The 22,414-nt window shown below is 71.0% G+C and carries 21 protein-coding genes and 1 pseudogene; 12 read left to right on the forward strand and 10 right to left on the reverse strand.

The features are described 5' to 3' along the window. Positions 1–11: 11 nt before the first annotated feature. The gene (locus Sco07f_RS33910) at positions 12–791 is read right to left on the reverse strand and encodes a GntR family transcriptional regulator (protein WP_108990142.1); all 780 of its coding nucleotides are present in this window, start codon (positions 789–791) and stop codon (positions 12–14) included. A 163-nt stretch (positions 792–954) separates the two neighbouring features. Here Sco07f_RS33910 and Sco07f_RS33915 point away from each other — a divergent pair, with 163 nt between their 5' ends. From Sco07f_RS33915 to Sco07f_RS33930, 4 genes are all read left to right on the forward strand, one after another. Continuing rightward, positions 955–1,305: an SCO3933 family regulatory protein gene (locus tag Sco07f_RS33915; RefSeq protein WP_108990143.1), complete on the forward strand. Its 351-nt coding sequence runs from the start codon at positions 955–957 to the stop codon at positions 1,303–1,305. Continuing rightward, positions 1,305–2,606, forward strand: a complete 1,302-nt coding sequence (locus Sco07f_RS33920) for an FtsK/SpoIIIE domain-containing protein (RefSeq protein ID WP_108990144.1) — start codon at positions 1,305–1,307, stop codon at positions 2,604–2,606. Before Sco07f_RS33915 ends, Sco07f_RS33920 begins: the two co-directional genes overlap by 1 nt. Continuing rightward, on the forward strand, positions 2,603–2,800 hold the full coding sequence (locus Sco07f_RS33925; protein WP_011029322.1) for a hypothetical protein: 198 nt from the start codon (positions 2,603–2,605) through the stop codon (positions 2,798–2,800). The genes Sco07f_RS33920 and Sco07f_RS33925 overlap by 4 nt, the downstream gene beginning before the upstream one ends. Before the next feature lie 299 nt (positions 2,801–3,099). Beyond that, positions 3,100–4,449 (forward strand): replication initiator, encoded by a 1,350-nt coding sequence (locus tag Sco07f_RS33930; RefSeq protein ID WP_108990145.1) that lies wholly within the window; start codon positions 3,100–3,102, stop codon positions 4,447–4,449. Positions 4,450–4,573: 124 nt separating this feature from the next. On the opposite strand, the gene Sco07f_RS39880 is transcribed toward Sco07f_RS33930, so the two are convergent. Both Sco07f_RS39880 and Sco07f_RS33935 read right to left on the reverse strand, forming a co-directional pair. Beyond that, a complete protein-coding gene (locus Sco07f_RS39880; RefSeq protein ID WP_159107015.1) occupies positions 4,574–5,332 on the reverse strand; it encodes a hypothetical protein in 759 nt (252 codons plus the stop codon). Between the two features lie 239 nt (positions 5,333–5,571). Continuing rightward, the gene (locus Sco07f_RS33935; RefSeq protein WP_108990146.1) at positions 5,572–7,020 is read right to left on the reverse strand and encodes a recombinase family protein; all 1,449 of its coding nucleotides are present in this window, start codon (positions 7,018–7,020) and stop codon (positions 5,572–5,574) included. A 26-nt stretch (positions 7,021–7,046) separates the two neighbouring features. Here Sco07f_RS33935 and Sco07f_RS33940 point away from each other — a divergent pair. Beyond that, positions 7,047–7,169: pseudogene (locus tag Sco07f_RS33940) on the forward strand (EamA family transporter); the annotation flags it as partial. Positions 7,170–7,234: 65 nt separating this feature from the next. Beyond that, a complete protein-coding gene (locus tag Sco07f_RS33945; protein ID WP_007450526.1) occupies positions 7,235–7,510 on the forward strand; it encodes a DUF1876 domain-containing protein in 276 nt (91 codons plus the stop codon). Positions 7,511–7,592: 82 nt separating this feature from the next. On the opposite strand, the gene Sco07f_RS33950 is transcribed toward Sco07f_RS33945, so the two are convergent. From Sco07f_RS33950 to Sco07f_RS33965, 4 genes are all read right to left on the reverse strand, one after another. Then, positions 7,593–8,789, reverse strand: coding sequence for a serine hydrolase domain-containing protein (locus tag Sco07f_RS33950; protein WP_167468309.1), 1,197 nt, complete (start codon positions 8,787–8,789; stop codon positions 7,593–7,595). Between the two features lie 88 nt (positions 8,790–8,877). Next, complete coding sequence (locus Sco07f_RS33955; protein WP_167468304.1) at positions 8,878–9,636, reverse strand: energy-coupling factor ABC transporter ATP-binding protein; 759 nt, start codon at positions 9,634–9,636, stop codon at positions 8,878–8,880. Further along, a complete protein-coding gene (gene cbiQ / locus Sco07f_RS33960; RefSeq protein WP_054103511.1) occupies positions 9,633–10,394 on the reverse strand; it encodes a cobalt ECF transporter T component CbiQ in 762 nt (253 codons plus the stop codon). Before cbiQ ends, Sco07f_RS33955 begins: the two co-directional genes overlap by 4 nt. A gap of 1 nt (position 10,395) precedes the next feature. Further along, positions 10,396–11,460 (reverse strand): energy-coupling factor ABC transporter permease, encoded by a 1,065-nt coding sequence (locus Sco07f_RS33965; protein WP_108990149.1) that lies wholly within the window; start codon positions 11,458–11,460, stop codon positions 10,396–10,398. A gap of 185 nt (positions 11,461–11,645) precedes the next feature. On the opposite strand from Sco07f_RS33965, the gene Sco07f_RS33970 reads away from it, so the two are divergent. Beyond that, positions 11,646–12,032, forward strand: coding sequence for an SsgA family sporulation/cell division regulator (locus Sco07f_RS33970; RefSeq protein ID WP_108990150.1), 387 nt, complete (start codon positions 11,646–11,648; stop codon positions 12,030–12,032). Positions 12,033–12,103: 71 nt separating this feature from the next. Here Sco07f_RS33970 and Sco07f_RS33975 read toward each other — a convergent pair whose 3' ends face one another. Further along, positions 12,104–13,807 carry a penicillin-binding transpeptidase domain-containing protein gene (locus tag Sco07f_RS33975; RefSeq protein WP_167468305.1) on the reverse strand — a complete coding sequence of 568 codons (1,704 nt, stop codon included), beginning with the start codon at positions 13,805–13,807 and terminating at the stop codon, positions 12,104–12,106. A gap of 215 nt (positions 13,808–14,022) precedes the next feature. After that, positions 14,023–15,648, reverse strand: a complete 1,626-nt coding sequence (locus tag Sco07f_RS33980; RefSeq protein WP_108990152.1) for a penicillin-binding transpeptidase domain-containing protein — start codon at positions 15,646–15,648, stop codon at positions 14,023–14,025. 346 nt (positions 15,649–15,994) lie between these two features. On the opposite strand from Sco07f_RS33980, the gene Sco07f_RS33985 reads away from it, so the two are divergent. Continuing rightward, the gene (locus Sco07f_RS33985; RefSeq protein ID WP_108990215.1) at positions 15,995–16,486 is read left to right on the forward strand and encodes a hypothetical protein; all 492 of its coding nucleotides are present in this window, start codon (positions 15,995–15,997) and stop codon (positions 16,484–16,486) included. A gap of 55 nt (positions 16,487–16,541) precedes the next feature. Here the strand turns inward: Sco07f_RS33985 and Sco07f_RS33990 are convergent, their stop codons facing one another. Next, entirely contained in the window at positions 16,542–18,287 is a 1,746-nt protein-coding gene (locus Sco07f_RS33990) for a dolichyl-phosphate-mannose--protein mannosyltransferase (RefSeq protein WP_167468306.1), read from the reverse strand. 95 nt (positions 18,288–18,382) lie between these two features. Here Sco07f_RS33990 and rsmI point away from each other — a divergent pair, with 95 nt between their 5' ends. The 4 genes from rsmI (at position 18,383) to Sco07f_RS34010 (ending at position 22,275) form a co-directional block, all read left to right on the forward strand. After that, positions 18,383–19,237, forward strand: a complete 855-nt coding sequence (rsmI, locus tag Sco07f_RS33995) for a 16S rRNA (cytidine(1402)-2'-O)-methyltransferase (RefSeq protein ID WP_007450521.1) — start codon at positions 18,383–18,385, stop codon at positions 19,235–19,237. A gap of 220 nt (positions 19,238–19,457) precedes the next feature. Then, on the forward strand, positions 19,458–19,907 hold the full coding sequence (locus tag Sco07f_RS34000; RefSeq protein ID WP_373558664.1) for a hypothetical protein: 450 nt from the start codon (positions 19,458–19,460) through the stop codon (positions 19,905–19,907). 43 nt (positions 19,908–19,950) lie between these two features. Further along, a complete protein-coding gene (locus tag Sco07f_RS34005) occupies positions 19,951–20,841 on the forward strand; it encodes a TatD family hydrolase (protein ID WP_007450517.1) in 891 nt (296 codons plus the stop codon). Between the two features lie 87 nt (positions 20,842–20,928). Next, positions 20,929–22,275 (forward strand): resuscitation-promoting factor, encoded by a 1,347-nt coding sequence (locus Sco07f_RS34010; RefSeq protein WP_108990216.1) that lies wholly within the window; start codon positions 20,929–20,931, stop codon positions 22,273–22,275. The last annotated feature ends 139 nt before the right edge of the window (positions 22,276–22,414 follow it).

Below are 22,414 nucleotides of genomic sequence, written 5' to 3' on the forward strand. Positions count from 1 at the left end.
GTCGTTGCTGGTCAGGTCTGGCGGCGTCGGGTGGGCTGCTTGTCGGCGGTGATCCGGTAGGCGGCTTCGGCGCGGTCGGCTCCGATGCGGAGTTCTTCGAGGATCAGCGGGCGGTCGTCGGTGCCGTGCGTGATGCGGGACAGGTGCAGGATCGGCGTCGCGTCCGGGAGTTGGAGCGTGGCGCGCTCGTCCGGCACCGGCATGCGGGCGCGTACCGTCTCCGACCACCACAACTTGTGCCTAGCCTTGGCGAGCGCCGCGTAGAGAGCTGTCGGCTGTTGACCAGGCTCCTGGGCGAGTGCCGGCACGTTCTCGGCGACCTCGAAGGGGATCAGCGTCCGGTGCATCGCCCGGGTGCCGGTGGTGCTGTCGCTGAGGAGACGGTCACAGCCGAACAGCTCCTCTTCCTCGCCCAGACCGAGGAGTCGCCCGGTCGCCTTCGTCGTGCGGGTGCGGTGCACGCTCGGTTCCTCCGCCTCGTCCCAGACGTCGCCCCCGGGCATCACGAACCTTCCGTCAGGGGCGTGCTGGATGCGGCGGTCAAGCGTGAGTGTGGGGTGTCCCTCGGAGCGTACGAAGCTGCCCTTGCCGTGCCGGACATCGATCAGCCCCTCTGCCCGCAGGGCTGCGATGGCGTTGCGGACGGTGGGGCGGGAGACCTGGTAGCGGGCCATGAGCTGGGCTTCGGACGGCAGCAGGGACTCGGGGGCGAACTCGCCCGACAGGATCGCTTCCCGGATGGCGGCGGCCACCTGTTGGTAGAGGGCTCCGGGGCGCTGGATCTCCGTCATCTCAACATCTCCGGTCTGGTGTCGTAGGCACGTCGCACGCGCGACATCACTCGTCAGCATAAGTAGTTGCACTCTCGCCGTACAGAACTCCATAGTGATAACTCGTAAGGACAAGTGACGTCCGTATAGATCGGACGTCCTGACTGGCCAGGAGGCCACAGAAATGCAGTCCATTCCCGTGGACACGACGCGGCTCGGCGTACTGCGCTGCGCCATCGCGCCGGAAGCAAAGCTCAGCAACCCCGAGACACAGGAGGTGAAGAAGGACCGGGACGGCAACCCGGTCTACACCGTCGCCGTGACCGTGCGGCAGGACCGGCGGCGGATCTCCGTCATCGAGATCGCCGTCAGCGGCGAGCCCAAGAGCATCCAAGAGGGCCAGATCGTCAAGGTCACCGGCCTGACCGCGTTCGCCTGGGCGATGGGCGACCGTCACGGCATCAGCTTCCGCGCTGACGCCATCACCCCCATCTCCGGTACGGCGACGACTCAGGGCAAGGGCGGTGACGCCTGATGGGACCCATCCTTCTCGCCTTCGTCCTCGCCGTGGTGGCCTGGCTGCTGGTCGTCGGTGACCTGGTGCGCCGGCATCGTCCGGCCTGGCACTGGTACCTCACCGGATACCCGGCGGCGGCCTGGCGGGTGGTGTTCACCTGGCGGCGGGTCGCCCTGCTCAACGACCTCGCCGTGTCCCGGCTCCCGGCCCGCACGTTGGTCGGGCATCTGCTGGTCAAGGGTGACCCGGTGCGGCCGGTGGCTCCGCGAGTCTCCTTCCCGCGCGCCACCCGCATGGGTCTGAGCGTGGTGGTGCGGCTGCACGCGGGCCAGACCCCGGCCACGTACATGCAGGCGGCTGACGCCCTGGTCCACGCGTGGAAAGTCCACGCAGTGCGGGTGACCTCGCCCGAACGCGGCCTCGTGCTGCTGACCGCCACCGCCACAGACCCGCTCCTGAGGCCCGGGTTAGCCAGCGCCCCGGCGGAACTGCTCTCGGCGCTGATCGGGGCGTTGGAGACGGGCGGGGCGTGGGTGATGAACCTGCGCCTGGTCCCGCACTGGCTCATCGCCGGGGCCACCCGCTCCGGCAAGTCCACCCTCCTCGCCCGGCTCATCACCCAACTCGCGCCCCAACCCGTCGCCCTCGTCGGCATCGACTGCAAAGGCGGCATGGAACTCGGCCTCTTCACCCAACGGCTCAGTGCACTCGCCACATGCAGGCGCGAAGCCGTCGCCGTACTGACCGCCCTCGTCGTCGACATGCAGGACCGCATGAACGCCTGCCGCACCGCTGGAGTTCGTTCGATCTGGGAGCTGCCGGACAAGCTCCGCCCGGTGCCCGTCGTGGTCCTGGTCGACGAGATCGCGGAACTGTACCTGTCCGACGGCACCCGCCAGAGCAAGGCAGAGGCAGAGCAGTGCTCCACGCTCCTGCTGCGGCTGGCGCAGCTCGGCGCCGCACTCGGCCTGCACCTGGTCGTGGCCGGCCAACGCGTCGGCTCCGACCTCGGCCCCGGTGTCACCGCACTGCGCGCCCAGCTCGGCGGCCGGATCTGCCACCGCGTCAACGACCCCGGCACCGCAGAAATGACCCTCGGCGACCTCAACAAGGACGCCGTAACCGTCGCGCAAGCCATCACGGCCCAGGAACGCGGCGTGGCTGTCTGCACCGGACCCGACGGCGGCTGGGCCCGGGCCCGCTCCCACCTCACCCCGACCGATGAGGCCGTGGCCACGGCCCGGAAGCACTCCGGCATGACCCCCGAACTCCCCGCCCTTAACCGCGCCCTGGTGGCGCTGGAAGGGGACGTCAAGTGATCAGCGAAGGTACGGCATTCGGCTTCGCGGTGGTCTTCGGGATCATCACCGTCCTCCTCGTCCGCTCCCGCGACGTACGCGGCTGGGAAGCGGTCTGCGTCGGCCTCTTCGGCCTCTACCTCGGACAGACCCCCGTCCTCTTCACCATCCACGGCCTCGTCACCTGGGTCATCAGCGGCTTCTCCCACACCTGAGAGACAAGGACCCCATCGCATGACCATGCGCCGCGTGAGGTGCCCCCACTGCAAGGGCGACGGAGCCCGCAAAACCTGGACCGGACGACTGCGCCGCTGCCGCGTCTGCCGGGGCACCGGCACCATCCGCTAACCCCACCACCCCGACCGACCCGACCAGGAGTGATCCCCATGAACGACGACGCGCCACCACCCACCATCCCGGCCGCTGCGGCGGCCCACCCCGGAAGGTCACCACCATCACCCCGCACCCCACCACCCCGGCTGACCGGCGCGCCGTCCTCGACCACGCGGCGCGCCTGCGCCACCTCCCCGAAGCAGACCGAGACGCCCTCCGCATCGCCCAAGACCCTGACTTCCCCCGCTGGCTGCAACAGATCACCGCCACCGGCGGCTGCGCCCACCCCGTCCACCTCTCCGGCCACACCACCACCCTGGACAACGCGACCGGCGAAATCCTCCACCACTACGACACCCGCAACGAACCCGGCGAACGCCTCCTCGTCCGCTGCCGCAACCGCCGCGCCACCATCTGCCCCGCCTGCTCCCGCCTCCACGCCGGAGACACCTTCCACCTCGTCCGCGCGGGACTGACCGGCGGCAAGAACGTCCCCGCCACTGTGCGCACGCGGCCTCGCCTCTTCGCCACCCTGACTGCCCCCTCCTTCGGACCGGTACACCGCTTGGGGCCCACATGCCGCCCCCGCCGTAACGGCGGTGCCTGCGAGCACGGCCGTCCCGTCGGCTGCCACACCGTCCACGCCCCGGCCGACCCGCTGGTCGGCCAACCTGTCTGCCCGGACTGCTACGACTACACCGGCCACGTGCTCTGGCACGCCCACGCTTCCAAGCTGTGGGACCGGTTCGTCATCGACGTCCGCCGCCGCCTCGCCTCCTCGGCCGGCATCGTGCAGTCGCGCTTCGCCCACCACGCCCGACTGTCCTTCGCCCGTATCGCCGAGTACCAGAAGCGCGCGGCCGTCCACGTGCACGCCGTGATCCGCCTCGACGGCCCTGACGGTCCCACCGACGAACCCCCGCCCTGGGGCACCCCGGACCAACTCACCCGCGCCGTGCACGCGTCCGCCCAGCGGGTGACCGTCCGCACTCCCTACAGCCCGGCCATCGGCGAACTGGATCTGACCTGGGGTGCGCAGACCGACGTCCGTGCCCTGCACGCCGACGCTGACGGCCCCGATGACGACGCCGTGGCCGCGTACGTCGCGAAGTACGTCACCAAAGGCACTGTCGAGACCGGTGCCGGCACCGACCACAAGGTCACCACCATGGACGACATCGACGCGGCCCCCGTCAGCCGACACGTCCGCACCCTCATGCACACCTGCTGGCGCCTCGGAGGCCTCCCCGAATATGCACCCCTGCGCCTGCGTACCTGGACCCACACCCTCGGCTACCGGGGCCACATCCTCACCAAATCCCGCGCCTACTCCACGACCTACGCCGCACTACGGGCCGAACGCGCCCACCACATCGGCCACACCGACACCCCCGACGCGATCACAGACGCGCACTGGCGCTACATCGGCTCCGGCCACACCCCCGGCGCCGCGCTCATCGCCGCTGGCGTTGCTCAAGACATCGCCGCAAACCGCCGTATCGCATTTGAGGAGCGTGACGTTCTGCGGTGACGAGACGTCGTAACGAGCAGTGGGCTCGGGCAGTTGAACGCCAGGCAGCCAAGTTTCCGACGCGCGTGGGGCCGAAGAGCGCTGCGCGAATCGCTCGGCTCCTCGGCCCTGCGTGCAAGAACCATTAGACAGTCGAGTTGTGGGAATTATCGCCTTCAGGTTCCCCCGTTGGGTCTGTAGGACGCTGCCGTGGAACACTCATGCGGTTCACGCTACCTGTTCGGGCGATTTGCAGAGCCGCGGCGTCGTACATAGTGATGTTGAATTTATCGTTTTCCCGTCGCTGAGTGGCGATTTGCTTAATCAGGCGCGATGTGGGTGCGATGTGGGGAGCGAGCAAAATCAGCATTGTCCCCCGAAATGCGAAAGATAGAAATTCGCCAAGTGTGGGCGTGAATTCGAGAAAGGGGGGAATCGCCAGGAGGGCGAAGGTGAGTACCAGGAACGGAGTCACGTGTTCCGAATCGTCCTTCGCGCGGGCTTGGGATCGCTCCTCGAACCGCACGTTCCCCTCCTCATTGTGGGAGTGCGGTTCCCAGTCTTTGGCTGATGTGCCGCTTGCCACGATCTGGAGCCCGACGTCTTGTCCGGCTTCCAGATGGCCGATCCTGTAGACGACTTCATTCGAGCCCTCTTCCGATGGCTCGTCGCGCCGAACTTTGAGTTCTCGTTCAGGTTCAGGGGAGAGTCGAGATTCAAGAACTCGACATTCGGGCGGGAAGGTAAAGCGAATTGAGTGATTCTTGATGACCTCGTTTCCTGTGTTTTGAACTTTGAAGTCGACTGAGTTGATGTTGTCGACAGGGTTGTTATCGTAACTTAAGGCTACGCGTTCCTGGAATTTCGGGTCAATTGTTACAAGGCCTGCTTGAGTGTGAGCCACCCAAGTGAGCTCTTTGCGTGGTTCGAGACGAGTCTTTCGGCGTTCAAAAAATAGGGTGCTGAGGAAGGCTAGAATGGCACTAACGACGCCAACAATGACTTTCTGTTGAAAGTCTGAGATCGGCGAGCTAGCTAGATATAGTGTCAACATAGTTCCCCCATTCTCGCGTGAAGTGTGGCACATCTTAGCGCTCAGGTACTCAATGCGTCCGGGCATCCTTGGGACTGGCATTGTTCATGTCAGTCCAGCGGGTTCGGCTTGATGTCCACTCGGTCTGTGTCGAACCCCCGGCCCCTCTTCGTCGGGGGGCGAACGAGCACGGCGGCGAACAGGAAGCGGTAGATCGCGTTCATGCGCGCGTAGTCCTCGGCCTTCTCCAGCCGCTCCCAGTTGACTTCAGCATCCGGGCCGGCGATGCCCTGCAGGACTGCGACGGGGCGCTTCACGGTCTTGCGTTGCCGATCCTTCATCCGCTTGACGATCGGCGCGCGCATCGACTGGAAGTCGGCGGTCGTGAAGTCGTCGTCGTTGAGCCACAGCTCCTTCAGCTCCCGCAGCTTCTCCCGGTCCTTCTCGTCAGCGATGACGTCTGCCTCGGGGCGCGTGGTCGTGGCGGGCTCGTAGCCGGAGGTGTCCAGCTTGGTCAGGACGCTGATTGCCACATCCCGAACGAAGTCTTCGAGCGGCCCCGCCGAGATGGAGCGGTTGCACTTCTGCTGGTCGGTGTTGTCGGAGCGGGTGCACCGGTAGTAGGCGTACCTGCCGCTGTTCGTGCCGCCCATGCGGGCGCCGCACGTGCACGTGGCGACTCCGCGCAGGAGGTAGTTGCGAACCGGGCGCTTCTTCGTGTCCTGGTGCTGCTGGGCGCGGTACTCCCTGAGCCGCTGCACCTCGTCCCACTGCCCGCGGTCGATGATGGTGGGCCACGTCCCGACGGCCACTTCCTCGCCCAGGTGGAAACGCAGTCCGGCCACGAAGTGGGACGACAACAGATGCCGCACGTTCTCGGGGTTCCACTCTTTGCCCTTCGAAGTGGGGATGCCCCGTGCTACGAGATCTTGAGCGATGCCCAGCGGTGATTCTCCGTCCAGGTAGCGGCGGTAGACCTCACGGACGATCTCTGCCTCTTCCTCGACTATTGCGCGGCCGTCGCGGGTGTAGCCGTACGGTCGGTTGCCCACGTGTGGCCGGCCTTCGCGGGCATGGTCCTTCAGGGCGTCCTTGAGGCGGCGCGACGAGTCGTCGGAAGAACGGCACGCGTGGGCGACCTCGATGCGGAGGATGAAGCGGTCATCGGGGTCCGAGAGGTCGCGGCGGTTTGCCTCGCCGTGGAGCAGGACGCGCTTGTCGTCGGCGATGGAGAGTAGCTCTTCGAGGTCCTTGGGCTGCCGCATGAGGCGGTCGGGGTGGTAGACGATGACGTGCCGGATCTCCCCGGCTTCCATCGCCCTCAGCATCGCTTCCCAACCGGGGCGCTTCCGGTCGCGCTGCCATGCCGAGCGGTTGTTGTCGATGTAGACGTGCGTGGGCTCGATGCGGAGCTGGAGGCGCTCGGCGATGTCCCGGCAGATCCGTTCCTGCCGATCGACACCGGTCTGGTCCTCGTCCCTGGTGTGGGAGATGCGGCAGTAGATCGCTGCGGGCTCGTCCGGCGTGATGGCGGCCCTCGTTAACTTGGGTCGGGTCATGTCAATCACTGTATGAGCCGGGTATGACATCCATCCTGGTCGGCGCCGCGATAGGGGCCGTCTTCTTCAAGGAGCGGTTCGGCGCGCCCCGGATCGCGGCGGCGGGCCTCCTGGTCGTCGGGATCGGGCTGATGCTGCGCACCGGGTAGACCGGGTGGTGCGCACCGGCGCGGGGAGGCGCACCCTGGAAGGAGATGTTCCGGAGGTGATCGTCATGATGCACACCACAGTGGGATGGCACGTCGACATGGAGTTCATGGAGGACGACCAGCACACGCGGGCGGTCGCGATGGTGCGGCTCCCCGACGGCACCGAGGTCCGCGCGCACGGCCACGCGAGCCGCCACCGGGTCGACTCCCAGCAGCCACGGGTCGGTGAGGAGGTCGCGGGCGCACGCGCGTTGAACGAGCTGGCGATGCGGCTGCTCACCAAGGCCCACGAGGAGATCGACTCGGCATCGGGCAGGACCTCGCACCCGATCCACGTCTGACCCGCCCGACACGTCTGACGCGTCCGGTACATCTCACACGTCCGGCGCGTCCGGCGCGTCCGGCGCGTCCGAGCAGGTCCGGCTAGGCGAGCGACGCGCGTACCGCCCGTACCAGTGCCTGCGCCCGCGGGTCCGCCGTCACGGTCTTGCGGAAGCCGTTGGTGACATAGCCCAGGGCGACACCGGCCTCCGGGTCGGCGAAGCCGAGGGAGCCGCCGCGGCCCGGGTGGCCGAAGGAGCCGGGGGACAGGAACGGGGACGCGCTGCCGTGCAGCATGTAGCCGAGGCCGAACCGGGTGCCCACGACCAGGATCCGGTCGGGGCCGGCGGACTCCTCGGCGCGGGCCAGCTCCATGGTCGCCGGGTCGAAGAGCCGCACGCCGCGCGTCACGCCGTCGACCTCGCCGATCAGCGCCGCGTAGAACCGGGCGAGACCGTCGGCCGTCGCGATGCCGTTGGCGGCCGGGAGGGCGGCGGCGCGGTACACGGGGTCGTTCTGGTCGGGGAACGGGGTGATCGCGGCGAAGGCACGGCGGGTGAGGGAGCCGGGGTCGGTGTAGGCCTCGGTGACCGCGCGCTTCGGGCGCAGCCGCGGGCCGCTCCCGGGCCCCGACGGCTCGGGTTCGTCGAGGCGCCCGACGCGGCCAGCCCGGCCCGCCGCCTCCTCCGCCTCCGGCAGGCCCACCCACAGGTCCAGGCCCAGCGGGCGGGCGATCTCGTCCGCGATCCACTGCCCGGCGCCCCGCCCGCCCGTCACCCGGCGGACCAGCTCGTCGAGCAGCCAGCCGTACGTCAGCGCGTGGTAGCCGTGGTCGGTGCCCGGTTCCCAGGCGGGGGTCTGGGCGGCGACGGCCGCGGGGCCGCGCAGCGGGTCGAGGGCGTCCTCGGGGGTGAGGGGGCGGTCCAGGACCGGCAGCCCGGCCCGGTGGTTCAGCACGTGCCGGACCAGCACCCGCTCCTTGCCGTGCGCCTTGAACTCGGGCCAGTACTCGCCCACCGGCGCGTCCAGGTCCAGTTCCCCGCGCCGGTGCAGCAGCAGCGGTACGGCGGCGGCGACGCCCTTGGTCGCCGAGCGGACCACCTGGGCGGTGCCCCGGCGCCACGGCGCCGTACCGGCCGTGCCGTCGACGTCCCTGGAGCCGCCCCACAGGTCGACGACCTTGCGTCCGTCCCGGTAGACGGCGACGGCCGCACCCCGCTCGCCGAGCACGGTGAAGTTCCGTACGAACGCGTCCCTCACCGGCTCGAAGCCCTCGGCCACCGTGCCGTGCACGTCCACGTCCGTGTCCACTTCTCCATGCCCCTTCCGATCGTCCGTGACAGTGGGTGCAACCGCCACGGACCCGCCGCGATTCCTCGGTGACGCGTCAGCCGCCCGCCGGCACCGACCGCGGGTCGAAGCCGAAGGGCAGCTCCAGGCGGTGGGCGCGCATCAGCTCGTGGTCCGACAGCAGCTCCACCGTCGGACCGTCGGCGGCGATCACGCCGTCGCTGAGGACCAGGGCGCGGGGGCACAGCTCCATGGCGTAGGGCAGGTCGTGGGTGACCATCAGCACCGTGACGTCCAGGGAGCGCAGGATGTCGGCGAGTTCGCGGCGGGAGGCCGGGTCGAGGTTGGAGGACGGCTCGTCCAGGACCAGGATCTCCGGCTCCATGGCGAGCACCGTCGCCACCGCCACCCGGCGCCGCTGGCCGAAGGAGAGGTGGTGCGGGGGCCGGTCCTTGAACTCCGCCATGCCGACCAGCGTGAGCGCCCGGTCCACACAGGCCTCCAGCTCCGCCCCCTTCACCCCGGCCGCCGCCGGTCCGAACGCCACGTCCTCGCGCACGGTCGGCATGAACAGCTGGTCGTCGGGGTCCTGGAAGACGATGCCGACCCGGCGCCGGATCTCCGCCATGTTCCGCCTGTCCACCGGCAGCCCGGCGACCGTGACCGTGCCGGTGCCGCCGGTCAGGATGCCGTTGAGGTGCAGGACGAGGGTGGTCTTGCCCGCGCCGTTCGGCCCGAGCAGCGCGACCCGCTCGCCGCGGGCGACGGAGAAGTCCACGCCGAAGAGGGCCTGGTGCCCGTCGGGGTAGGCGAAGGCGAGGCCGGAGACGGCGAGCGAGGCCGGGGTGGCTGTCATAGCGTCCATCCCAGCAGACACACGACGAGTGCCGCACACGGGAGGGCCAGCGCGTACGACCACTGCGCCCGGTCCGCGGTCACCTCGTCGATCACCGGCATCGAACCGGCGTACCCGCGGCTGACCATGGCCAGGTGGACGCGTTCGCCGCGCTCGTAGGAGCGGATGAACAGCGCCCCCGCGGACTTGGCGAGCACGCCCCAGTGCCGGACGCCCCTCGCCTCGAACCCGCGCGACTCCCGGGCGATCCGCATCCGCCGCATCTCGTCCGCGATCACGTCGCCGTAGCGGATCATGAACGACGCGATCTGCACCAGCAGCGGGGGCAGCCGCAGCCGCTGGAGACCGAGGAGGAGCTCCCGCAGCTCGGTCGTGGCGGCGAGGATCACGGAGGCGGCGACGCCCAGGGTGCCCTTGGCGAGCACGTTCCAGGCGCCCCACAGGCCGTTGACGCTCAGGGACAGGCCCAGGACGTCGACCCGCTCGCCCTCCGCCACGAACGGCATGAGCACCGCGAACGCCACGAACGGCACCTCGATCAGCAGCCGCTTGAGCAGGAAGGCCGCCGGGACCCGGGCCGCGTACGCCACCGCCGCGAGCAGCAGCGCGTACACCCCGAAGGCCCACATCGCCTCGCGCGGCGTCGACACCACGACGACCACGAAGGCGAAGACCGCGGCGAGCTTGGTGTGCGGCGGCAGCCCGTGCACGGGGGAGTGCCCGTGCCGGTACAGCCGGTGCGCGTGTCCCGCCCCCACGTCAGACGTTCGTTTCCGTGTCGGCCGGGGACGTGTCGTCGCTGCGGCGCCTGCGCACCGACCAGAACACGGCGCTGCCCGCGACGACGGTGACGCCGACGCCGATGACGCCCGCGAGGCCCCCGGAGATCCGGGCGTCGGTGATGCTCTCGACGCCGTAGTCGGCGAGCGGCGAGTCGGCGTTGGCGTGCTCCTCGGCCTTCTCGTCGATGCCCTTGTCGGCGGCGACCTTCTCCAGGCCGTCGGGGCTGGCGGAGGCGTAGAAGCTGACGAAGCCGGCGAGGACCAGGGAGGCGACGAGGCCGGTGATCCACACCTTGCGGTGCGAGCGGGCGGCGACGGGCGCGGGGGCGGGCTCCGGGCCCGGGGCGCCGGGGGCGTCGACCAGCTCGCCGTTCACCCGCAGCTTCAGCCGCTGCTGGAGCCCGCGCGCCCCGTACACCAGGTCCGGGCGCACGGCGATGACGGCGCCGACGGTCAGCGCGGTGATCACGGCCTCGCCGATGCCGATCAGCAGGTGCACGCCGATCATCGCGGTGGCGACCTTGCCGATGGAGACGTCGGTGGTGCCGCCGATCCAGTACAGGAACGTGAAGGCGAGCGCGGCGGCCGGGACGGAGACGAGCGCGGCGACGAAGGAGGCCACGGTGACCGAGCGGCGGGTGCGCGGCAGGACCTTCACCAGCCCCCGGAAGAGGGCGTAGGCGACGACCGTGGTGACGATCGCCATGTCGGTGATGTTCACGCCGAGCGCGGTCAGGCCGCCGTCGGCGAAGAGGATGCCCTGCATGAGCAGGACGACGGAGACGCACAGCACGCCGGTGTAGGGCCCGACGAGGATGGCGGCGAGGGCGCCGCCGAGGAGATGCCCGCTGGTCCCGGCCGCGACCGGGAAGTTCAGCATCTGCACCGCGAAGATGAACGCCGCGACCAGCCCGGCCAGTGGCGCCGTCCGCTCGTCCAGCTCACGGCGCGCGCCGCGCAGGCTGACCGCGATGGCGCCCGCGGCGACGACTCCGGTCACGGCGGAGGTCGGGGCGTTGATGAATCCGTCAGGTACATGCACGGTTCGATGATAGGGAACAGTTGCAACTCGTTCGCAAGAGCGAGGTAAAGGCTGCTGTGTACCAAGTAAGCGTGATCTCACATGTGATATTCGGCTCGCAGGGCGTGAGCCGGAAAATATGGGACATTGGAGTGGGGGTGGAACCACAGCTTCAACAAAGGTGGCAGAGCGTAAGGGGCGACCCCATGTCCGTAGTCGAACAGTACGCACGAGCCCACATCCTGACGGACGCGGACCTCCCCGACCAGGACGACGGCGGAGCGATACCCGTCGTGCTGCGCTACGACCCCGAGCTCGACCCCTCGAAGGTGTGCGTCGCCCTGCCCGGGCGGGGCGGCATGGTGTCCCGCTCCCGCGAGTGGACCTTCTCCCGCGCCCTGCTGGAACAGGGCCTGCGCGCGCCCGCCGGGAGCGGCGAGGTGCGGGTGTGGCCGTGCGGGCGGGTGCAGGCCGTGGTCGAATTCCACTCCCCGCAGGGCTGTTCGGTGGTCCAGTTCGAGAACAAGGCGCTCATCCGCTTCCTGCGCCGTACGTACCAGGCGGCCGCCGCCGCCCAGCCCGTGGCCCACTGAGCGCGGGCGCGCGCGTGGCCCACTGGGCGTGGGGCGCGTGCGTTGGCCCGGGGGTGTCGGCCCGGGGTGCGTCAGCCGCCCGCCTTGAGCAGCGCCGCGACGATCGGCCCCGCCGTGTCGCCGCCGTGTCCGCCCTGCTGCACCACACCGGCCGCGGCCAGATCGCCCCGGTACGCCGTGAACCAGCCGTTGGGCTTCTCCTGTCCGTCGACCTCCGCCGACCCGGTCTTCGCTCCGACGTCACCGCTCACCCCGGCCATCGCCTCGGCCGCGGTGCCGGACGCCGCCGTGTAGGACATCAGCTCGCGCAGCGCGGCGAGGGTGCCGCCCGACATCGTGCGCGAGGCGGTGGCGAGCGCCCGCCCGTCGACCGACGGGGCGACCAGGTACGGCTGGTGGAAGGAGCCCGACTTCACGGTCGCCGACACCGACGCCATGTTCAGCGGGTTCATCCGCACCCCGCCCTGGCCGATGAGGGAGGCCGCCATCTGGGCCTTGCTCTGCACCGGCACCCTGCCGTCGAAGGTGGACACGCCGACCGACCAGTTGTTCATGGACAGGCCGAAGACCTCCTTGGCCTGCCTGGTCAGGTCGTCGTCCTCCAGCTCGGGGGCCTGGCTGATGAAGGCGGTGTTGCAGGAGCGGGCGAAGCTCGCCTTGAAGGTGCCGTCCTTGATCTCGAACTTGTCGTCGTTCTGGAACTTCCAGCCGCCGTAGCTGAAGTACTTGGGGCACGGGTGCTTCTCGTTCACGGACGCCAGGTCCTTCTCCAGCAGCATCGAGGCCGTGACGACCTTCATGGTGGAGCCGGGGGCGAGCGAGCCGAGGAAGGCGGTGTTGAAGCCGTGCCCGCCGTTGGCGACCGCGAGGACCTCGCCGGTGGAGGCGCGCAGCAGCACCACCGACGCCCCCTTCCTGCCGTCGACCTGCTTCTCGGCGGCGGCCTGGAGGGCGGGGTCGAGCGTTGTCTTCAGGGTGCCGGGCGTGCCCTTGCTCAACTCCAGCAGCGTCTTGTCGGCGACGTCGTCGGCCCCGGAGCCCTTGGCTTCCTTGGACCCCTTGCCGTCCCCCTCCGCTCCGCCGCGCACCACGCGCAGCTCGACGCCCGGGGTGCCGCCGGACTTCTTGCCGTACTTGTCGCGCAGCCCGTCCAGGACCGTCCCGAGGGACGGGTACTTGGCGGCGGTGATCTCCCCGCCGTCCCGGTCCAGCGCCTTCACCGGCGGATCCCCGGCCTTCCCGGTGACCAGCGTGTCCCCGTCCCGCAGCTCCGGGTGCACGACGGCGGCGTGCCAGTCGACGCGGGGTTCGCCGTCGCCCGCCCGGCGTACGACGGTCAGCGCGCTGTCGTACGCCAGCGGCTCGGACGCCTTCTCGTAGGCGACGGTGGCCTTCACGGAGAACGGGACCTTCTCCCCGGCCGGGGTGCCCGCGGTGAAGGTGGCGTTCTTGATGCGGGCGTCCTTGGCGTAGCCGGTGAGCAGCGCCTTCGCGGCCCCGGCGTCGTCGGTCGCGGCGGCCGCGCCGGCCACGTCGCCCTTCTGCCAGGCGGTGAGGAACCGCTGGGCCGTCGAGGTGACCTCGGCCGCCGTCAACGGGCCCGACTTCACCCCGGCCGCCGCGGACTTGGTCCGCGCGGAGTCGTCGCCGTCGGCCCCGCCGCCGTACATCGCGTAGGCGCCGAACCCGGCACCGGCCACGACCACCGCGGCCACGCTGCCGATCACGGCGGGTTTCGTCCTGCGCCGCCCGGCGGCGGCCCTTCTGCTGCCCACGGTGTCCCGTTCCTCGGTGCGTGCGATGCGTGTGTGATGCGTGCGATGCCTGTGATGCTTGCGGTATCTGCGGTATCTGCGGTATCTGCGGTGCCTTCAGAGACGCGCGTGCCCCTGGTGCCGGTTGCATTCCGGCGACGGCGACGGCGACGGCGACGGCGACGGTGAAGGGCGACGGCGACCACAGTAGGGCCACCCATGGCCACCGGTCCGCGTCAGCCGCCGGCTCGTAGCACGTCTGCGACGATCGGCCCGGCCGCGTCGCCGCCGTGGCCGCCTCCCTCGACCATGGCCGCCGCCGCGACGTCGTCGCGGAAGCCGGTGAACCAGGAGTCCGAGACCTCGTTCCCGTCGACCTCGGCCGACCCGGTCTTGGCGCCGATGTCGCCCCGGATCCCGGACATGGCGTTCACGGCGGTGCCCTGGGCGGCGGTGGCGGTGAGCCGCATCATCTGCTTGAGCTGGGACGCGGTGCTCTTCGGCAGCCCCTTGGCGGTGGCCGGCTTCCGGTCGTCCAGGTCGAACGGCACCAGGTAGGGCTGGTGGAAATCGCCGGTGATGGCGGTCGCGGTGACCGAGGCCATGTTCAGCGGGTTCATCTGGACCTGGCCCTGCCCGATCGCGTTGGCCGCGCGGTCCGGTCCCGGGGAGGCGGGGACGCTGCCGTCGAAGGAGACGATGCCGGTCTGCCAGTTGTTCTGCCCGAGCCCGAAGCGCTCCTGGGCCTCCTGGGTGAGCGAGGAGTCGGTGACCTCGTCGATGAGCTTGATGAAGCCGGTGTTGCAGGAGCGCATGAAGGTGTTGGCGAGGGTGGCGCTCTCGTTGGGCTTCATGCCGGTGAGGTTGTGGAACGTCTGGCTCTGCCAGACGGCGCTCTCGGTACAGGGCGCAGGGCCGTTCATCGAGGTCACGCCGTTGTCGATGAGCATGGCGGCGGTGATGATCTTCATGGTGGAGCCGGGCGCGACCCTGCCCTGGAACGCGGCGTTGAACCCGTCCTGACGGTTGTTCGCCACGGCCAGCACTTCACCGGTGCTGGGCTTCACGGCGACCACGGAGGACTCGCCGTACCGCTTCACCGCCTTCTCGGCCGCGGCCTGCACGCCGGCGCTGAGCGTGGTCTTCAGCTTCCCGGGCTCGCCCTCGGTCAGCGTCAGCAGCGGGGTGTCCGGCGCGTTCGCGGCCGTGTGCCGGACCGCGAGCTCGATACCGGGGGTACCGCCGGCCTGGTCGCCGTACTTCTCCCGGAGTTTGGCGAGGATCGGCCCGAGCGAGGGGTACTTCTCCTTGCTCAGCACGGCGCCGTCCCGCCCGACGGCCTGGATCTGCGGCGTCGCCGACTCCGCGGTGACCAGGGTGTCGCCGTCCTTCAGATCCGGGTGGACGACGGACGGCGCCCAGTCCACCAGCGCGCGCCCGCTGGTCTCCCCGCGGACCACGGTCAGCGTGCTCTTGTAGCCGAGCGGCTTGGTCGTCCCCTCGTACGACACCTTCGCCTTCACCGTGAACGGCACGGAGGTACCGGTTGCCGTGCCCGGCGTGATCTCGACGCCGGTGATGTGCGCGTCCTCGCCGTAGGCGGTCAGCAGCGTCGTGGCGACCGCGGCGTTGTTCGTGTACCCCGCGGCGGTCGTCGCGTCGCCCTTCTCCCAGGCCGTGAAGAACTTCTCGCTGGTCTCCGCGACCTCGTCCTTGTCCGGCGGCCCGCTCTTGGCCTCCGACCCGGACGACCCGCCGCCCCCGTCCAGCGCCGACACCACGTTGTAGGCGCCGTACCCGGCACCGCCCACCATCACGGCGAACACCCCGCCTATGACGGCGACCTTCACCCCCCTGCCCATCGGCAGTCCCCTCCCCGTCAGACCTTCCGCCCGCCTTCTTGAACGCGTTCAGAAGTAGTTGTCCGTGCACTCTATGCGCCGGGGGTGACAGGCGGTACGAGTGTTTCCGATTGGTGGCCTAAAGGAGACCGGGGCTTCCTTGGCGCGGGCCGGACCAAGGGCGCCCGGTGCGATTGCTGTCCCTCGCCACGGACGAGTGATCAGCTGGGTGGGACGGTGCGCCGGTGGTCTCCCCGTCGTCCGGTGGCTCCTGCCCGGGTACTCCTTCAGCGGGTGCCGCCTCACCCGCGCGGCGGACACGGTCCGCCGCAGCGGACGAAGCGCGGCCGGCATGTCCAGGCCCAGCATGGACGCCATGACGACAGCGACCGCCCCTCTCCCCGCCCTCGTGCCCGTCTGGGCTCGCCGCGCCGCCCACGCCGTCGCGCTGTGCGCCGTCCCGTCCGGCCTGTGGCGCATCGCCATGGCGGCCGGGGTCCACGTGGGCTACAGCGACCAGGTGCTGCGCGACGTCTACGACATCCCGGGATGGGGCATCGCCTACGTCGTCGGTCTCTCCGTCCTCGCCGAACTGGCCGCGCTCTTCCCGCTGCTGCTCGTCAGCGACCGGTGGCGGCCGCTGCGCCCCGGGGTCCTCGCCCCGCTGGCGTGGACCGCCTCGGTCGTCATGGTCCTGGTGGCGCTGTGGCAACTCGTGGTCGCCCTCACCGCCGAGAGCCAGACGTACCTGTCGAGCGGCACGGCGCAGACCGTCTGGGGACTCGCCTTCGCCCCTCTGTTCGCCGTCCCCGCGCTGATGACCGCGGTGACCTGGTCGTACGCGAAGCGGCACCGGTAGGCGACGCCGTGGGCGGGATCCGACCGGGCGGCGCCGCCACGGTGCGCGTGCCCGGCTAGACCCACGTGTCCAGCCACATCCGGGATCTCCACTCCTCCATCGGGATCGCCGTGCCCGTGTACAGGGGCCAGAAGTAGATGAAGTTCCACGCGATGAGCAGCACCAGGACGCCCGCTCCCGTCGCGCCCGCGACGCGGCGGGTGTCCGTGCAGCCCGGGCGGCCGATGATCGCCCCCAGGAGCATCGCCACCGCGAGGCAGAGGAACGGGACGAAGACGACGGCGTAGAAGACGAAGATCGTGCGCTCCTGGTACAGGAACCAGGGGAGGTAGCCGGCCGCGATGCCGCAGGCGATGGCGCCCGCGCGCCAGTCGCGGCGGAAGAACCAGCGCCACAGGACGTACAGCAGGGCGAAGCAGCCCACCCACCACAGGAGGGGCGTGCCCAGCGCCAGTACCTCGCGGGCGCACTTCTCGCCCGCGTCGACCGGGCAGCCGTCCGAGCCCGCCGACGGGGACTCGTAGAAGTAGGAGACCGGGCGGCCCAGGACGATCCAGCTCCACGGGTTCGACTGGTACGTGTGCGGCGACGTGAGGTGGGTGTGGAACTCCAGCACCTGGGTCTCGTAGTGCCACAGGCTGCGCCACCAGTCGGGGAAGAGCCACGACCAGGAGCTGTTCGCACCGTCCTTCGTCGCCCAGTCGCGGTAGTAGCCGCCCGTGCCGTCGGAGGGGGAGAGGATCCAGCCGAGCCAGGAGAGGAGGTACGTCGCCAGGGCCACCGGAACCGTGGAGAGGAAGGCCCAGCCCAGGTCGTGGCGGAGCACCGCACGGTACGGGTGGTGGGCGCCCGCGACGCGGCGGGAGCCGACGTCCCACAGGACGGCCATCACGCAGAAGGCCGCCATGATGTAGAGGCCGTTCCACTTGGTGGCCGCAGCCAGGCCCAGCATCAGGCCCGCCGCCAGGCGCCACGGGCGCCACCCGAGGCGCAGGGTCTGCGCCACGTGCGCGTCGGGGCGGACGCGGCCGTCCTCGTCCACCGGGAGCGCGGCGGCGAGTCGGGCACGGGCTCTGTCGCGGTCGACGACCAGGCAGCCGAAGGCGGCCAGCACGAAGAACATCAGCACGCTGTCCAGCAGCGCGGTGCGGCTCATCACGAAGTGCAGGCCGTCCAGCGCCATCAGGCCGCCCGCCAGGCACCCCAGGAACGTGGAGCGGAACAGGCGGCGGCCGATCCGGCACAGCAGCAGCACCGACAGGGTGCCCAGCAGCGCCGTCATGAAGCGCCAGCCGAACGGGTCGAAGCCGAACAGCAGCTCCCCGAGGCCGATGACGTACTTGCCGACCGGCGGGTGCACGACGTACGCCGCGTCGGCCGGGATCGGGACGTCGCCGCCCGAGTTCAGGATCAGGTCGTTGGCGTTCTTGTCCCAGTTGACCTCGAAACCGCGGTGGATCAGCGCCCACGCGTCCTTGGCGTAGTACGTCTCGTCGAATATCACCGCCTTCGGGCTGCCCAGGTTCCAGAACCGCAGCACGCCCGCGAGCAGCGCCACCAGCAGTGGCCCGCCCCACGCCGACCAGCGCACGATCCGGTCGGTGAGCGGCTTCGACAGGCCCAGGAAGGCCCACAGCCGCGGACTCGGGCTCGTGTACGGCGGCACCAGCCGGTCGCGGACGTCGTCGGCCGCGGGCCCGCCCGTGTAGCCGAAGCGGCGCAGCCGCTGCTGCCAGGCGGGCCGCTCGTCGAGCGGGGCCTGGCCCTGCCGGGTGTCCGTGGAGGACGCGGTACTGGTCACCGCGCCATCGTAGGGAACCGCGCTGTGCACGTCCCGCGCATGGGCCTCCCGGTGCGGATACGTCCCCCTCCATGGCGGCCTGGGAGGATGGTGACGTGACTGGAACCCTTGTACTCGCGGGCACCCCCATCGGCGACGTCCAGGACGCCCCGCCCCGGCTCGCCGCCGAACTGGCCGGTGCGGACGTCGTCGCCGCCGAGGACACCCGGCGGCTGCGCCGGCTCACCCAGGCGCTCGGCGTCGCGCCCGCGGGGCGTGTCGTGTCGTACTTCGAGGGCAACGAGTCCGCCCGTACGCCCGAGCTGGTGGAGGAGCTGGTCGGGGGAGCGCGGGTGCTGCTGGTCACCGACGCCGGGATGCCGTCGGTGTCCGACCCCGGGTACCGCCTGGTCGCCGCCGCCGTCGAGCGGGGGGTCCGCGTCACCGCCGTACCCGGGCCGTCGGCCGTGCTGACCGCGCTCGCCCTGTCCGGGCTGCCGGTCGACCGGTTCTGCTTCGAGGGCTTCCTGCCCCGCAAGGCCGGCGAGCGGCTGACCCGGCTGCGCGAGGTCGCCGAGGAGCGCCGGACCCTCGTCTACTTCGAGGCCCCGCACCGCCTCGACGACACCCTCGCCGCCATGGCCGAGGTCTTCGGCACCGACCGGCGGGCCGCCGTCTGCCGGGAGCTGACCAAGACGTACGAGGAGGTCAGGCGCGGAGGGCTGGGGGAGCTGGCCGCGTGGGCCGGTGAAGGGGTGCGGGGCGAGATCACCGTCGTCGTCGAGGGGGCACCGGACAAGGGGGCCGAGGAGGTCGACGCCGGGGAGCTGGTGCGCCGGGTGCGGGTGCGCGAGGAGGCGGGGGAGCGGCGCAAGGAGGCGATCGCGGCGGTGGCGGCCCAGGTGGGCGTGCCCAAGCGGGAGGTGTTCGACGCGGTGGTGGCCGCGAAGAACGCGGAGAAGAACGTCTGAGACTGATGCCTGAGAAAGGCCGCCTGGGAAGAACGGGGGAATCCGAAGGGCTTCGCTTGACCCTGGGTGCCGTGCTCTTGACCCGCCGCTGACCTTGCGGGGACTCCCGCCAAGCGCAGCCCAAATCGGCCCAAATACTCGGCAGTACCTGGTGCTTTCCGGTCGGTGGAGGAGTCCACTGGAGAAAGGAACGGAACGAACCGAAGGAGCCGGGATGAGCATGAGTGAGAGCGCCGTGCGGACCGGAGTGCGTGCCGGTGCCACCGCCGTCGTCCACGAGTCGTACTCCTTCGCCTGCATGCGGTGCGGGCACGGCTGGGAGCAGTCGTTCGAGATCGAGCACCACACGGACGCCGACGGCCACGAGTTCGTGCTCTATGTGGTGGACGGTCGCGTCGTGCCTTCTCCGCTGACCCGGCCGACCTGCGCCACCTGCGACAGCCACGTCGTACGGATCATGCGCCCGGGCCGGGTCGCCTCGGTGCGCGGCACCACCCACAGTGCCCGCCGCGTGCCGCCCGCCGGACCGCTCGAGGTGCCCCTGGTGCCGCGGCCGTCGCAGGTGCCCGAGGCGCCCGGACCGGGGGCGCCAGGGCTCGGTGCCGGGCACCGGCCGTGGCACCTGACCGACCTGCTGCACGCCCTCCACCTCCACCGCAAGGCCGGCTAGCCGACCCCTCGGGGGCGCGCGGAGCCTTTCGTAGGATCGGGGCATGCCTTCGAACGCCTCGGGCCGATCCGACAAGGACGCCGCGCCCCCGCTCCCCGAGCCCCTGCGGGTACCGGTCGCCGACTCGCACACCCACCTCGACATGCAGTCCGGCACGGTGGACGAGGCGCTCGCCAAGGCCGCCTCCGTCGGTGTCACGACCGTCGTCCAGGTCGGCTGCGACCTCGCCGGGTCCCGCTGGGCCGCCGAGACCGCCGCCGCCCACGACGCCGTCCACGCCACCGTCGCCCTGCACCCCAACGAGGCGCCGCGCATCGTCCACGGCGACCCCGACGGCTGGTCACGGCAGGGGGCGCGGCAGGCCGGCGGGGACGCGGCGCTCGACGACGCCCTCGCCGAGATCGACCGGCTCGCGGCACTTCCGCAGGTCAGGGGTGTCGGAGAGACGGGTCTCGACTACTTCCGCACCGGTCCCGAGGGCAAGGAGGCCCAGGAGCGGTCCTTCCGCGCCCACATCGAGATCGCCAAGCGGCACGGCAAGACCCTCGTCATTCACGACCGCGACGCCCACGCCGACGTGCTGCGCGTCCTCAAGGAGGCGGGCGCTCCGGAGCGCACCGTCTTCCACTGCTACTCCGGCGACGCGGAGATGGCCGAGGTCTGCGCGCGCGCCGGGTACTACATGTCCTTCGCCGGCAACGTCACCTTCAAGAACGCCCAGAACCTGCGCGACGCCCTCGCCGTGGCCCCGGCGGAGCTGGTCCTGGTGGAGACCGACGCGCCGTTCCTGACGCCGGTGCCCTACCGGGGGCGGCCGAACGCGCCCTATCTGGTGCCGGTCACGGTGCGGGCCATGGCGGACGTACGGGGCGTCGACGAGGACACGCTGGCGACCGCCCTCGCCGCGAACACGGCCCGCGCCTTCGGCTACTGACACGCTGAGTAGTCGCGTCGCTTGGGAGAGTGACCGGCCCTCCGCTAGGTTCTGGGGGCCCGATCGGGACCCCTGGAGCGTGTGGGCGTGAGCAGAACGCAGTTCGAGCCGGCAGAGGCGTACGAGGCGTACTACGAGGCGTACGAGGTGTGCGGGGCGTACGAGGACCTCGCGCCGTACGACGTGCACAGCGCGCCGACCCTGCCGTACGGGTACGGCGACTCGTACCGGCCCGCGCCGCCGGTCCACGACGCCCACGAGCCGACCGCGCCCGCGCTGCCCCGGCAGAGCGACGGGCGCGCCGAGCGCCGGCGCCGGGCGCGGTGCGCGGGGCGCGCGGAGGGCTCCTCCCTGCGCCGGCTGCTCCCGCGGGCGCTGGTCGTGGTGTTCCTCGCGGGCGGCACCACCGCCTTCGTCGCCAAGGACAAGGCCGTCGAGCTGACCGTCGACGGCACCCCGCGCACGCTGCACACCTTCGCCGACGACGTGACCGAACTGCTCGCCGAGGAAGGCGTCGAGGTGGGCGCCCACGACGTGATCGAACCCGCCCCCGGCACCCCGCTGACCAGCGGCGAGGACGTCACCGTCCGCCACGGACGGCCCGTGCTCCTCACCCTCGACGGCCACCGGCGCCAGGTGTGGACGACCGCGGAGACGGTGGAGGGGGCGCTGCGGCGGCTCGGCGTACGGACTCAGGGCGCGTACCTGTCCACCGAGCCCTCCCGGCGCATCGGCCGCGAGGGCCTCGCCCTGGTGGTGCGCACCGAGCGGGTGGTGACCGTCATGGCGGACGGCCGGACCCGCACCGTCCGCACCAACGCCGCGACCGTCGGGGAGGTGGTCGAGGAGGCCGGGGTCACCCTGCGCGGGGAGGACACCACGTCCGTCGCCGCGAGCGCCTACCCGCGCGACGGGCAGACCGTCACGGTGCTGCGGATCACCGGGACCCGGGAGGTCCGCGAGGACCCGATCCCCTTCGACGAGCGACGGGACGAGGACGCCACCCTCTACCGGGGCGCCGAGGTCGTCGAGCAGGCGGGCCGGCCCGGACTGCGCCGCACCACGTACGCCCTGCGCACCGTCAACGGCGTCCGGCAGAAACCGCGCCGCCTCGGCACCGAGGTGGTGCGCGAGCCCAGTCCGCGCGTCGTGCGGGTCGGCACCCGGCCCCGGCCGGCCTCCGTCCACGGCGCCGACAGCCTGAACTGGCAGGCCCTGGCCGCCTGCGAGTCCGGCGGCCGCCCGGACGCCGTCGACCCCTCGGGGACGTACGGCGGGCTCTACCAGTTCGACACCGGCACCTGGCACGCCCTCGGCGGCGAGGGCCGTCCCCAGGACGCGTCGGCCGCGGAGCAGACGTACCGGGCGCAGAAGCTGTACGTCCGCAGCGGCACGAGCGCCTGGCCACACTGCGGCGCCCGACTGCGCGGCTGAGTCCGCCCGCGGCCCGGCCACGCGGACGAGGCTGCCCACGGGGCCGCCTACGGGGACGAGGGCGCTCGTCCTGGGCGTGGCCACGAGGCCGTCCGTGCCGGGTGCGGGCACGGAGCCCTCCGCGGCGCCCGACGGCCGG

This window comes from Streptomyces coelicoflavus (genome assembly GCF_003112555.1).
In the GTDB taxonomy this organism is placed as follows: Bacteria; Actinomycetota; Actinomycetes; order Streptomycetales; family Streptomycetaceae; genus Streptomyces; species Streptomyces coelicoflavus.

What these genes read in the sequence shown, in the direction of transcription:
- Sco07f_RS33910 (WP_108990142.1), bottom strand. Translation starts at nt 791, where the DNA reads ATGACGGAGATCCAGCGCCCCGGAGCCCTCTACCAACAGGTGGCCGCC.
- Sco07f_RS33915 (WP_108990143.1), top strand. Translation starts at nt 955, where the DNA reads ATGCAGTCCATTCCCGTGGACACGACGCGGCTCGGCGTACTGCGCTGC.
- Sco07f_RS33920 (WP_108990144.1), top strand. Translation starts at nt 1,305, where the DNA reads ATGGGACCCATCCTTCTCGCCTTCGTCCTCGCCGTGGTGGCCTGGCTG.
- Sco07f_RS33935 (WP_108990146.1), bottom strand. Translation starts at nt 7,020, where the DNA reads ATGACCCGACCCAAGTTAACGAGGGCCGCCATCACGCCGGACGAGCCC.
- Sco07f_RS33945 (WP_007450526.1), top strand. Translation starts at nt 7,235, where the DNA reads ATGATGCACACCACAGTGGGATGGCACGTCGACATGGAGTTCATGGAG.
- Sco07f_RS33955 (WP_167468304.1), bottom strand. Translation starts at nt 9,636, where the DNA reads ATGACAGCCACCCCGGCCTCGCTCGCCGTCTCCGGCCTCGCCTTCGCC.
- Sco07f_RS33970 (WP_108990150.1), top strand. Translation starts at nt 11,646, where the DNA reads ATGTCCGTAGTCGAACAGTACGCACGAGCCCACATCCTGACGGACGCG.
- Sco07f_RS33980 (WP_108990152.1), bottom strand. Translation starts at nt 15,648, where the DNA reads ATGGGCAGGGGGGTGAAGGTCGCCGTCATAGGCGGGGTGTTCGCCGTG.
- Sco07f_RS33985 (WP_108990215.1), top strand. Translation starts at nt 15,995, where the DNA reads ATGGACGCCATGACGACAGCGACCGCCCCTCTCCCCGCCCTCGTGCCC.
- Sco07f_RS34000 (WP_373558664.1), top strand. Translation starts at nt 19,458, where the DNA reads ATGAGTGAGAGCGCCGTGCGGACCGGAGTGCGTGCCGGTGCCACCGCC.
- Sco07f_RS34005 (WP_007450517.1), top strand. Translation starts at nt 19,951, where the DNA reads ATGCCTTCGAACGCCTCGGGCCGATCCGACAAGGACGCCGCGCCCCCG.